The sequence below is a fragment of the Peptoniphilus sp. GNH genome, from assembly GCA_021307325.1.
Classification (GTDB): Bacteria; Bacillota; Clostridia; order Tissierellales; family Peptoniphilaceae; genus KA00134.
Genome location: CP089931.1, coordinates 97,553 through 110,359, shown reverse-complemented (window position 1 = coordinate 110,359; position 12,807 = coordinate 97,553). Strand labels below are relative to the sequence as shown.

The window sequence follows — 12,807 nt, the reverse complement described above, 5'->3', positions numbered from 1 at the left end:
TCCTTTTGGGACTTACCTAAGTCTGTCTTTTTATTTGGTCTTGTCATTCTCCCTCGTATTTTACAAGAGATTTTACTTTTACTCCTTTTAGGTGGTCGCGACCCTTTAGGTCTATAAGTTCCACTGTGAAAAAAGCTCCTAGAACTTCCAAGTTTATTTGTTTTAAAAGATCTATTGCAGCCTTTGCTGTGCCTCCAGTTGCCAAAAGGTCATCTACTACAAGGACTTTTGAACCTGCTGGTGCTGCGTCTTTATGAATTTCAACAGAGTCTTTTCCATATTCCAAGTCATAAGACATGGAGATTTTATCATAGGGTAGTTTACCAGGCTTTCTAACTGGTATAAAGGCACATCCCAACTTGTAAGCCATGGCTGAGCCTATTATAAATCCCCTAGCATCTATGCCTGCAATATAATCTATATCCATGCCATCGCAAAGCTCTGCCATTTGATCTATGCAAGTTTTAAAGGCATCTTTGTCCCCTAAGAGAGTTGTGATGTCTCTAAAGATTATTCCCTTTTTGGGATAGTCGGGGATGCTTCTAATTTTATCTTCCAGTCTCATAATTTTTCCTCTTTTCTTCAAAATTTTTCAACTTGTAATATGTCATATTACAGATTGCAAGTAACTCTTTATTTTCATCAAAAATCGACACTTCAATTAGGCTTATGCTGCTTGTATTTTGAATCAGCCTAGTTTCGCTTTGAATTTCTTTGGCTTGAGAGCCTTTTATATAATTTATGCTTGAACTCAATGTAACTGATGGTTTTTCTAATACTTGGCTGCAAAAATAACCTGAGACTTCGTCTGCGAGTGCAAATAAAACTGCTCCATGGACTAAACCCAAGGGGTTTCTGTGTTGGGATTTTATAGGCATTTTAAAGACCAGATTATCTCCTTCAAGCTTCGAAAAGTAAATCCCGTTTTCTTTTGCAAACTCGTCTTCTATTAAAACCTTGATTATTTTTTCTTCCACTTATTACTTCTCCCTCTTGTAACTTCTGCTAGATAAAAAATCCAGCTGCTCCTTAGTCCTGTCTTTGAAATTTGAAACGCTAAGACCCAAAAGCCTAATCTGATTTTTTACTTTCACTTGCTTAAACAAGTCTAGCGCCGTATTTATTATAATCTCTTTATCTTTAAAATAAAACTGATTAGTCTTAGATCTACTTATTGTTTTAAAATCACCTGTTTTAATCTTTAAATTTAAAGTAGCAGCAGATAATTTTGACTTTTCCAAAAATTGCCAAATTTCTTGAGCATAGGATGTCAACAAAATTTTAAGACCTTCAATATCTCTTGTAGGAGTAAAAGTCCTTTCGACTCCGTACGATTTTCTTTTCTGATTGGGTTCTATCTTTCTATTATCTTCTCCCCTTATCCTATGGTAAATTTCTTCTCCTGCCTTGCCAAAATGCTCTTCCATAAAATCAAGAGAGAGGTTTAGCATATCTCTTACTGTGAAAATCCCCAAGTCTCTAAGTTTCTTGTCCGTCTTTTTGCCTATGCCATGAATCTTTCCACAAGCAAAGTCCAGATATATATCTGGCACCTGGTCTTTTGAAATAACCATAAGTCCGTTTGGTTTATTCCAATCGCTCGCCATTTTTGCCAGAAACTTATTGTAAGATATACCAGCTGAAATAGTCAAGTCCAAACTTTTTTTGAGGTCTTTTTTTAGCTTGTCTATGGTTATAAGAGGATCTCTTATATTTGAAAAATCTAAATAAGCTTCATCTATCGACACTTGTTCGACCTTGTCTGAATATTTTTTAAATATTTGAAAGACTTGGTGGCTAACTTCTATGTACCTATCCATTCTCCCTCTTACAACTAAAAGTTGGGGGCAGAGCTCCCTTGCCATGAAAAGTGGCATAGCTGAATGTATGCCATATTTTCTGGCCTCGTAATTGGCGGTGGTAATTATTCCTCTTTTAGACCTTCCTCCTACAACTAGGGGTTTACCTCTTAGTTTTGGATTATCAGCCTCTTCTACCGAAGCAAAAAAGGCATCTAAGTCCAGATGGCATACTGAATACTCCATCATTGCCACCATAGATTTGTATATCCTGAAATTTTTAATTTTGAATTTATCAAGTACCTTTCTTTAGCCAAGTCTAATAGAGGCTTATCTGCCTTATAGGAGTCTGAATACGCCTTTTCAAACTCATAGTCCTCATAAGAAGGTCCAAGGACTTCTTTTAACTTTTCCACCTTGTTTTGATGTTTGTTGTTGTGGACTATTTTCCCAGCTTTACTGAAAGTTCCTATGCAGATATCAAAGGGCAAGAAGTCTTTAATATATTTTATATATTCGTATGCTGAAGCTGATGAGAGAATGAGAAAGTAGCCTTCGTCTTTTAATTTTTTTAAGCAAAAAATCCCATCTCTATAAGTGTGCTTATCTATCAAATATTTGGCAAATTCTCTAAATTCGTCTTCCGAAAAATAGGAAAGGCAAGAATATAGCTGCTCTTTTAAGCCCAGTTCATCCTTTATTCTAAAAAGACCCAAAAGAATCAATTTGCATGAAAGCCAAAACATTTGTAGGGGTTTTTTCTTGAAAGCTAATTTCACAAGATAAACTATGGAGTCCTTATCGGTCAAGGTCTTGTCAAAATCAAAAAGTGCTGCTTTCATTTTGACCTCGGTATAAATACTTCCAGACTCTTTTGAAGGACTTCCACATCTATTGGTAGATTGTCCCCCTTATCTCCGTCTATATCTGTGCAGATTTCCTTGTCTTCCAAGCTTTCTATTCTGACTTTTTTAGTCCTAAAATATTTTATATTTTCATTTTCCTCGATTCTAGACCAGATGGCATCTCCTAAAAGCGACAACCTAGAGAGCATATCATCTTCTGTCATGATAAAGACATTGGCATAGCCATCATCTATATCCAATTTGGATTGAGAAAATTCATATTTGCCAAACTTATTGGTAAGACATACTACAACGTGGTCGACTTCCCCTTCGAAATCACCATCATCACAGGTGACTCTTACTTTTTTAAGATTGTTTCCCAAGAGTTTTTTTGTAGACTCTATAAAATATGCCATAGGTCCATACTTGGTTTTTTCTTCACTAGTAGACTCATGAATGGCCTCTGAAACAGGTCCTAGAGATAACATATACGAGAAGTAGCGATTGCCCGCCTTACCTATGTCAACCTTGATTGTGTTTTCCATATCCATATTGTCTATGGCTTTTTTAGAATCCATAGGGATTTGCAAGACTCTCGCAAGGCAGTTTACAGTCCCTCCGGGTATTATCATGAGTTTTGGCTTATAGGTTTCTTCTATCATGCCACTTATTACCTCATTCAAAGTTCCATCGCCACCAATGACACAAACCGAGTCCAACTTTTCTCTTGCTGCCTTTTTCGAAAATTCTTTGGCATCAAATTGTTTAGCTGTAAATTTTATATACACATTGTCATAGTAGTCATTTAGCTTGTAGAGCAGATGTCCCAACATTTTCTCATGGTCTTCTCCTCCAGATGTGGGATTTAAAATGACCATTATATCCTTACTAGTTTCTTTTAAGACTGCTCTGTCATTTATATACTGCTGAAATTTTTCCTTGGGTACTTGGCTGGGAGCCTTTTTTATGACTCTGAGAACTCCATCTTCGTAGGATAAAATACTGGGGCTTGCATTTTTGGGTACTCTATTAGACCAAAAATCTTTTAAAGCAAGACCCTCAGCTAGCGCAAGGACTCCCACACAAGTGACCCCATGTGCTACCAAGAGGACATTCTCATAGTCTTTTCCCAGCAAATTTTCTTCGAAGAATTTTTTTATTCTTTCAAGAAAAGTTTTATAATCCTCCGCTCCTTCTTTTTTATAGAGATCTGCCCTTTCTGTAAAAATCTTATAGGCTTCATAGTCAGTCTTTAAAACATCATCAATATGTCTTCCCGACCAATCGCCCATATCTATTTCTCTTAGAAGCGGTGTTGTGATAGGCTCTTTTCCACTTATATATCTCGCTGTGTCAGATGCTCTTTTCAAATCAGAAGAAAACACTCTGTCAAACTTTACGTCCTTTAATTCCTCTCCCAAGTCCTTGGCGACTCTTATTCCTTCTTCTGTAAGAGCTGAGTCATTCCAGCCTTGCAAAATCATTTTTACATTATTTTCAGTTTGTCCATGTCTTACTAAATATATATTCATACATACCTCTATACTTTAATCAAATTCTCTATTTGTAATTTCAACAACTTGAGTCCAAATATCCTTTAGTTCAAGTAGACTTTTTTTCATATTAGCATCTTCGGTTTTTTCTATTAGTTTATTCAAATCTCTACTTCTAAACTCAAAATAGCCCTTGTCATTTCTAACCCTACTGGTATAGATGGGGTTTAGCTTAAAATTCTCAAGCCTAGTACCCCTATCATCCTTTATTAGATTCAATTCAATTCCACTTCCCACTTCTGTGAGCTTTTTGCCTATACTCTGTCTATTCTGGTTGGAGATGAAGTTTCCAAGTGAATAGACCACATACTTTTCTTTGCCATTAAAATCAAAAGCCTCACACTTTTGTGGCACATGAGGATGTGAGCCTATTACTATATCAGCTCCTTCTTCTAGCAAAAACTTCGCCCAAAACTTTTGGCTATCTGTCGGCTCGACCTGATATTCATTGCCAAAGTGGGGATAGGCTATTATAAAATCTGCCCCTCTTCCTTTTAAATCTTCTATGTCTTTTCTTATCTTGTCTTTATCAAGAGGATTTATCATATACCTTTGCTCTTTTTTTAAGCTGCAATCATTGCCATTAAACATTTCGCTATAAGCAATAATGCCTATCTTGATGCCATTTTTTTCAAATATTATGCCCCTTGTGTCATCAATAGATTTAAAAGTCCCCGTATGGGCAAGTCCATTTTTTTCAAGCTCTTCAATAGTCGTTGCTATGCCCTGAGCTCCTGTATCCATGCAGTGATTATTGGCAGTTGTCAAAACATCAAAGCCTACCTCTTTCAAAGCCTTGATGGCTTGGGGTGGAGTATTAAACATGGGATAGCCCGACCACTTTCTATTTGGGTTGCTGGTAGTTTCATAGTTGCCTATGACGAGCCTATCAGCAAAAAAATCTTTCATATCCTCAAACATATGATTAAATGAGTAGTTGCCCTCCCCATCCTTGGTATTCAAATACATAATCTGATGAAAAATTATATCTCCCACACTATATATTAATACCCTCTTGGGATTTTTCTCATCTTCTTTATTTTTAGAATTTTCTTTATCCTCTATCCTTTTAGTCTTTTCGCTAAAAATCTTACTTTCACTTGGAGTTTGAAAACTCACTTCTTTGTTGTGCCTATATAGAAGGCAGATAGCCACTATACCCAGAAGGACGAAGATAGATATTAAAATTTTTTTCATGACTCTTCCAATTTTTCTTCAGCCTCTTTTTTAGAAAAGCTGCAGCCACAATAATCCTGTCTATAAAGGTCATAAGTCTTAGACAATTCTATGCTCCTTTTATAACCGTCTTTCTTTTTAAAATCTGAATAGAGAAACTTGATACCCACTGTTTTCTCCAGCTCAAGGCCTATTTCATTAATCCAGTTGGCTCTCTTGTAAGGAGAAACAGACAGAGTAGTTGTAAAATAATCGAAAGCATGCTTTTTAGCATACAAGGCAGCCTCTCTCATTCTAAATTCATAACACTTGTAACATCTCAAAGAGCCTTCTTTTTGATTTTCAAAGCCCTTTACAGAGGAATAATAGATTGAATCATCATATTCCCCCAAAACAAGCGAGATGCTAAGTCCCATTTTCTTCAAAAGCTCCTTTTGAACCCTTGCCCTCTTGTAAAATTCTTCCTCCGGATATATGTTGGGATTGTAAAAAAATATAGTCAAATCAAAATGACTTGCCAATCTTTCTAAAACCGAAGTCGAGCAAGGTCCACAGCATGAGTGCAGCAGAAGTCTAGGCCTCTTGTCTAGCGAATTTATAATTTTTTCCATTTCATTGTTATAATTAATATTGTTCATATTGCACCAAAATGATTATACCAAAACGAGGAGAAATATTCACTTTTTGCGAGAAAAGAGCTTTTCAATTTCAAATCAGATTGAATTATAAAAAGTATAAATTTTGAAGAATAAAAAACTAAAAATTTGAAAAACTCTTATCTTAAAATGAGTAAATATAAATTTGATATTCTAAAAATTTTAAACGAAAAAGCTATGAGTTTTTATCCTCATAGCCTTTTAGTCATTTTTATTAAATATTTTTTGAATTTTAGTTGTTGAATATTTCTTTGGCTTCTATTTCTTTTTTCAAATCCTCTATGAATTTATCCAAGTCTTGGTCTTTTAACTCTTCACCATTTCTCTTTCTGATTGAAATTTTTCCTGTTTCTACTTCTTTTTCGCCCACGATTACCATGTAGTTTACTTTTTCCAATTGGGCTTGACGAATCTTGTATCCGATTTTTTCGGCCCTGCTATCAAATCTTACTCTGATGCCACTTTCTTCCAACTTCTTGCTCACTTTTTCTGCATAGTCATTGAATTTGTTGGATATAGGCATAACTTTTACTTGAACTGGTGCCAACCACAAGGGGAACTTGCCAGCGAAGTGTTCGATTAGAATTCCCATAAATCTTTCCATAGAACCAAAAAGCGCTCTGTGTAGCATTACAGGTCTTGCCTTTTGACCATCTTCGTTTACATAAGTGAGGTCAAAATTTTGTGGCATTTGAAAGTCTAATTGGATTGTACCACATTGCCAAGTTCTACCTATGGCATCTTCAAGGTGATAGTCTATCTTGGGACCATAAAAAGCTCCGTCTCCTTCATTTATGGTGTAGGGGATATTTCTCTTTTTGAGAGCTGCCTTTAATTTTTCTTCGGCTACATTCCAAGTTTCTATATCTCCCATGAAATCTTCCGGTCTAGTTGAAAGTTCAACATTATATTTAAATCCAAAAGTTGAATACAAGAGATCTGCCAAATCTATTATCTTAAATACTTCGTCTTCAACTTGGCTGGGTAGACAATATACATGGGCATCATCTTGAGTGAAAGTTCTCACTCTGAAAAGTCCGTGAAGGGCTCCTGACAATTCGTGTCTGTGTACTTGACCAAATTCTGAAAGCCTTATAGGCAAGTCTCTATAAGAGTGCATGCTGTTTGCATATATAATTGTAGAACCAGGGCAGTTCATCGGCTTGATGGCATAATCCTTGTCATCTATTTTTGTGAAATACATGTTTTCTTTATAGTGATCCCAGTGGCCAGACTTGTGCCAAAGTTCTTCATTTAAAATTATTGGTGTCTTTATTTCTCCATAGCCATTTTTGATTAGGATATTTCTCCACCAAGATTCCAATTCGCTTCTCAAAATCATGCCATTTGGATGAAAGAAAGGAAAACCTGGGCCTTCTTCGTGCATACTGAAAAGATCCATTTCCTTGCCGATTTTTCTGTGGTCTCTTTTTTCTGCTTCTTCCAATCTTTGAAGATATTCATCGAGTTGAGATTTTTTCTCGAAAGAAATTCCATAAATCCTTTGGAGCATCTTTCTATTTTCATCGCCTCTCCAATAAGCTCCAGCAATTGATAAAAGCTTGAAAGCCTTTATAGCCTTTATGGAGCTTAGATGAGGTCCCTTGCAAAGATCTGCAAAGTCTCCCATCTCATATATTGACAGGGCTTCATCCTCTGGTAGGTCTTCTATTAGTTCAACCTTGTAGTCTTGTCCCTTATTTTTGAAATATTCTATGGCATCCTTGTGGGAGATACTGATTTTTTTCACAGACAAATTCTCCTTCACAAGTTTTTTCATTTCATTTTCTATATGAACAAGATCATCTGGTGTGAATCTGTGATCTAAGTCTATATCATAATAAAAACCATTTTCTATGGCAGGTCCTATTGCAAACTTTGCATCAGGGAAAAGATTTTGGATAGCGTGAGCCATGAGATGAGAGCTGGTGTGCCAGAAAATTTCCTTGCCTTCCTTGTCTTCAAATTTTACAACTTTAAAATCTGAATCTTCATTTATCATCTCTTCCATGCCCATGGTCTTGCCATTTACAACAGCTCCTAGGGCTACTCTTGCCAATCCTTCTGAGATGTCTTTGGTAACATCTAGAACACTCACCGACTTTTCATAAGATTTAATTGAGCCATCAGGTAATTTTATCTTCATAATTTCCTCCTAATAATAAAAAAAGTCGCCCATCCCAAAGGACGAGCAACCGTGGTTCCACCTTAATTAATACTTTCTCGCCGTAACGTGGCATACGCTGCGCATTACCGCAGAGCTCGGGGTTAGTCTTCGTAATTTACGGTTCTAAAAATCTTTCAGCCTTGGATTTTCTCTCTACAAGCCTTTAAAAAACTACTCGTCCCTTCTTTGCTGCAACCTATATTAGCACATATTTAAAAATAAGTAAAACTAAATTTAAGATTTAAATTTCCAAAATTGAGCCAAAATCTTCTAAGGGCAGCTTTGACAAAAAAACATACTCCTTGCCATGCCTATCCAAAAATGAAAGCACTTGCTCCTTGGTGTCCTCATCTTCAAAAACTCCGGTAAAATAAATCTTATTATTTATTACCCCACTTGCTCCACCTATAAACCCATAGGGAAAATCTTTTAGTCTTATGCCACCTGGTCTTATCAAAAGAGCGTGACAAAAGCCCTTGGTCTTTTCATAAATCATCTTATCCGATGTTATAAGCACATCTTCGCAAGCCAGCACATTGCACTTGCTATAACCTTGGTTTACATGAATTAGGTCTATATGCTTTTCTTTCATATAATCCAATATCAGAGGGTCTGTGTATTTTAAATTGTGGATGAATTTATCCTCAAATACAAGTCCATTTAGACCTATATAGGTTGGATAGGAAGTGCCTGAAAAGGTAGATGCCTTTATATCTTCAAAAAAATTTTTATAATAGCTATGGAGATTTTTGTCGCAAATTTTAAAATCCCCATGGCAGAAAAATTGCATATCGGGATGCAAGGCAAGAGAGTTTTCTATGCCCTTTTTGGCACAACTTGTAATTATTTGAAATTCATTTAAAGATGCCCTCATTTCAGGGGGCATGTTTTTATTTATCAAAATTTTTTTCATAGCATTTTTCATAGCATAGAATAAATTATAATCCCACCAGAAATGGCAACATTAAGAGAATCTACTCCCTCTCTCATCCTTATAGAAATCTTTTCATCTGCTCCTTCTAACAAGTCCTTGCTCACTCCCCTTGCTTCGTTTCCCAAAATCAAAATAGAATTTTTCTCAAAGGTTATACTCCTCAAATCTTTGGCTCCATGCAAGGCAGTCGCATAAATTTTAAAATTTTTGCGGCACTTTAAGAGGCTCTTTTTATCAAGCCTATATATGGGCAGCCTAAATAAGGATGCCATAGATGATCTGACAAGCTTAGGAGAATATAAATCCACAGTTTCAGGAGATACTATAAGCCCATCCATAGAAAGAGCGTCACAAGTTCTGATAAGAGTGCCAACATTGCCTGGATCTTGCAAGTCATCTAGGTAGAGAAACTTTCCACAATCTGGCAAATCGGCCGCATCTTTTTCTATAAAATCAAAATAGGCAAGTATACCCTGGGGGTTTTGTGTGTCGCAGAGGTCTTTGAAGAGATTATCATCAAATACTAACACCTTTTCTTTTACATCTTTGTTTTCTAACTTTTCATAATATGTCTTGGACATGCAAAGGTATTTGAAATCTCTATCTATCTCTGAAAGAACAACCGAACCTTCCACTGGAAAAAGTCTAGATTCCTTTCTATATTTTTTTTGAAGCAGGGATTTTAAAAATTTATAAGTCTTGTTATCTTTAGAATTTATTATTTTCATCGATCTTTAAACTTTGCCAGAGAAGATTTTTTGCCAAGGACTATTATATAATCTCCTTTTTCCAACATTTCTGTGGGTTGGGGTTGGATTATGGCATCCTTTTGCTTTTTTATAGCCAAGACAGAAAATCCAAAACTCCTTCGAATGTCAATTTGACTTATGGTCTTATTGACCCAATCATCTGGAATCTTTAGCTCTGCAATTGTAAATTCTTTAGAAAGCGAAATGTAGTCATAAAAATTGCTATTAGAAAGATTATAGGCCAACCTCTTGCCCATATCCTTTTCAGGATAAATTATCCTATCAGCTCCAAGTTTTCTCAAAATCTCGCCATTTCTCACACTGGTCGACTTTGCTATAATCTCTTTTATACCAGCATCCTTACAAACCAAAACAGCCATAATAGATGCCTCCAAACTTTCTCCAATGGCAATTATGGCGCCATCAAAATTGGAAAGTCCCAAATCTTTTTCTACATTCTCATCCATGGTATCAGCCTGCAAGGCCGTTGTCACATATTCAGAAATGGCTTGCACCTTGTCATAGTCCTTGTCAATCACCAAAACCTCATTACCAAGGTCCATCAAAGTCATGGCCACTTCCGAGCCGAATCTACCCGATCCGAATACTACATAATTTTTCATTTATCCCACCAATATTTTCCCTTCAGCATAATTTATTTTTGATTTTTCCTTTCTTCCTATGATACCCATAGCCAAACTTATAGGCCCTACTCTGCCAAGAAACATAGTCATGGTAACTAAAAGCTTAGAAGGAAGCGACAAGTCTGGTGTGATGCCCTTACTTATACCGACAGTACCAAAGGCTGAAACAGTTTCAAATAAGACATCCAAAAACTTAAACTTCTCATGCTCTGCGACTTCTATTATAAAAGAAACACCAGTCACCAAAAAAATTGCCATGACAAAAATTGTCAAAGATTTAAAAACCACATCTCTAGATATAGTCTTCTTAAATACATGAGGATAGTCATTACCCCTCATATAAGAAAAAGCTGCAAAAAGCAAGACCCCAAAAGTCGTGGTCTTGATGCCGCCAGCTGTTGATGCCGGACTTCCACCTATAAACATAAGAGGAATCATAGAAAAACTAGTCGCATCTTTTATCTTAGAAAAATCAATCGAATAGAAACCCGCTGTCCTCAAAGTTACAGATTGAAAAGATGAAACCATAAGCTTATCTTGAAATTTCATCCCGGCAATTGTATGAGGATTGTGGTATTCCAAAATCAAAAACGAAAAAAATCCAGATAAAAACAAGAGCAAGGACACGGACAAGACCATCTTAGTATGCACATTAAGACGTCTGAATCTTTTCTTTTTGAAGATTTCAATATAAACCATAAAACCAAGTCCGCCCAGACTTATAAGTATCATAATTGTAAAATTTACAATCACATTAGTGTTATAAGGCCTAATAGAATCACCCAAGATGTCAAATCCGGCATTGCAAAAAGCGGAAATCGAATGAAAGACCCCATACAAAATCCCCTTCACAAATCCAAACTCTGGCACAAAAACACAGGAAAGGAAAAAGGCTCCCACCAGTTCAATAGCAAAAGAAACCAGCACAACATACTTTATAAGTCGAACAACTCCTGTCATAGACGAATAAGAAAGTTGTTCTCTTATAAGATTTCTAGAAGAAAGACCAATCCTCAAATTGAGCATGGATAAAATCCAATAAAGAATAGTCATAGTACCCAGTCCACCTATTTGAATCAATAAGATTATGACAAGCTTTCCAAAAAAAGAAAAATAAGTAGACGTATTCACGACAGTAAGCCCGGTCACACAAGTGGCACTAGTCGCCGTAAAAAGAGCATCAAAAAAATTCAAAATACTCCCATCTTGCGACGAAATAGGCAGCATAAGTAATATTGTCCCCAGCATAATGGCAAGAAAAAAACTCATAGCCAAAAGCTTTTGGGGTTTATTTGTGAGTTTATTTATATAATTTTTCATTTCATCCTCTATCTAATTTAATATGAAAAATATATCATATAGGCAGAAAAAAGTAAAAAAATAAGGCGAGATAAAACTCGCCTCATCCCATAGCCAAAACTATTTTATTATCTTTACAGTCTTGGTCGCTCCTTCCCATGAAACTTTTGCCCCCAGAATTTCAGAAATTGCCCTTAGGGGTACAAAAGTCCTAGAACTTTTAATAACTGCTGGAGAATCTATCAAAATCTTCTTGCCATTGGCATCAATTTCTTTTGAACCGATCACTAAACTTGCCTTATTATCTCCGATAGTCACAGTCCTTTTAGCATTGTTCCAGTCCACCTTTTCTCCAAGAGCTTCAGATATAAATCTAAGTGGCACCATGGTCCTTCCACTTTCAATATAAGCGGGAGTCTCAGGAGTCATTTCCTTTTCATTTATGAGAATTTTAATTTGAGTCCCTGCTTTCTTGTCATCCTTTATAGGAGCCTTAACATCTTCTTTTGCATCAAGAGCCTTGGCATTTTTCCAGTCAAAGACTAAATAGGCCTTTTGTTCACCAGAACCCTTGCCACCTCCTGCTATTGCATCCATAGCATCAACCCAAACAGCCACCAAAATTTTATCTTCTTTGGCATTTTTTCTTTCAAACTCATGACGTTTAGAATATTCACCACTTATAGGACTTTGCTTAGTTTCAACTCTGTTGGAGTCCTTGTCCCCTTCATAGATAAATAAATTTGTGAGTTCTCCTTCCATATTCATAAACTCCATCTTTTTCAAATAAAGATTATAAATAAATTTGCCATCCCTTTCTTCTACATCTGCTATTTGTTTTAGTGAAGGATTTCCCATAGATTCCTTGCCCGGCTCTCCAAACTTTTCGAGCTTGACAGGCACTTCATACTTTGTCGCTGCAAATCCGAATGAGGATACTAAAACTAATGCCAATACTATTGATAAAAATATTTTTTTCATATTA

Annotated in this window: 13 protein-coding genes; all 13 read right to left on the bottom strand. The window is 36.1% G+C overall.

Annotation, left to right across the window (positions count from 1 at the left end; translation table 11 throughout):
• Positions 1-43: 43 nt before the first annotated feature.
• The 13 genes from LV469_00535 to LV469_00475 all read right to left on the bottom strand — a co-directional run bounded on the left by LV469_00535 (position 44) and on the right by LV469_00475 (position 12,803).
• Positions 44-565, bottom strand: a complete 522-nt coding sequence (locus LV469_00535) for an adenine phosphoribosyltransferase (GenBank protein ID UHR02824.1) — start codon at positions 563-565, stop codon at positions 44-46.
• A complete protein-coding gene (locus LV469_00530; GenBank protein ID UHR02823.1) occupies positions 549-977 on the bottom strand; it encodes a PaaI family thioesterase in 429 nt (142 codons plus the stop codon). Before LV469_00530 ends, LV469_00535 begins: the two co-directional genes overlap by 17 nt.
• Positions 978-980: 3 nt before the next feature.
• On the bottom strand, positions 981-2,045 hold the full coding sequence (locus LV469_00525) for a DNA polymerase IV (protein UHR02822.1): 1,065 nt from the start codon (positions 2,043-2,045) through the stop codon (positions 981-983).
• Entirely contained in the window at positions 2,045-2,641 is a 597-nt protein-coding gene (locus LV469_00520) for a haloacid dehalogenase-like hydrolase (protein ID UHR02821.1), read from the bottom strand. The genes LV469_00525 and LV469_00520 overlap by 1 nt, the downstream gene beginning before the upstream one ends.
• Positions 2,638-4,176 (bottom strand): YegS/Rv2252/BmrU family lipid kinase, encoded by a 1,539-nt coding sequence (locus LV469_00515; GenBank protein UHR02820.1) that lies wholly within the window; start codon positions 4,174-4,176, stop codon positions 2,638-2,640. Before LV469_00515 ends, LV469_00520 begins: the two co-directional genes overlap by 4 nt.
• Before the next feature lie 15 nt (positions 4,177-4,191).
• Positions 4,192-5,394, bottom strand: a complete 1,203-nt coding sequence (locus LV469_00510; protein ID UHR02819.1) for a CapA family protein — start codon at positions 5,392-5,394, stop codon at positions 4,192-4,194.
• The gene (locus LV469_00505; protein ID UHR02818.1) at positions 5,391-6,011 is read right to left on the bottom strand and encodes an epoxyqueuosine reductase QueH; all 621 of its coding nucleotides are present in this window, start codon (positions 6,009-6,011) and stop codon (positions 5,391-5,393) included. The genes LV469_00510 and LV469_00505 overlap by 4 nt, the downstream gene beginning before the upstream one ends.
• A gap of 250 nt (positions 6,012-6,261) precedes the next feature.
• Positions 6,262-8,175 carry a threonine--tRNA ligase gene (gene thrS / locus LV469_00500; protein ID UHR02817.1) on the bottom strand — a complete coding sequence of 638 codons (1,914 nt, stop codon included), beginning with the start codon at positions 8,173-8,175 and terminating at the stop codon, positions 6,262-6,264.
• Positions 8,176-8,437: 262 nt separating this feature from the next.
• Entirely contained in the window at positions 8,438-9,109 is a 672-nt protein-coding gene (locus LV469_00495; GenBank protein ID UHR02816.1) for a hypothetical protein, read from the bottom strand.
• Positions 9,110-9,117: 8 nt separating this feature from the next.
• Entirely contained in the window at positions 9,118-9,858 is a 741-nt protein-coding gene (locus LV469_00490) for an RNA methyltransferase (GenBank protein ID UHR02815.1), read from the bottom strand.
• Positions 9,855-10,502, bottom strand: a complete 648-nt coding sequence (locus tag LV469_00485; protein UHR02814.1) for a TrkA family potassium uptake protein — start codon at positions 10,500-10,502, stop codon at positions 9,855-9,857. Before LV469_00485 ends, LV469_00490 begins: the two co-directional genes overlap by 4 nt.
• Positions 10,503-11,843 (bottom strand): TrkH family potassium uptake protein, encoded by a 1,341-nt coding sequence (locus tag LV469_00480; GenBank protein ID UHR02813.1) that lies wholly within the window; start codon positions 11,841-11,843, stop codon positions 10,503-10,505.
• A 99-nt stretch (positions 11,844-11,942) separates the two neighbouring features.
• Positions 11,943-12,803, bottom strand: a complete 861-nt coding sequence (locus LV469_00475) for a copper amine oxidase N-terminal domain-containing protein (protein ID UHR02812.1) — start codon at positions 12,801-12,803, stop codon at positions 11,943-11,945.
• Positions 12,804-12,807: the final 4 nt, after the last annotated feature.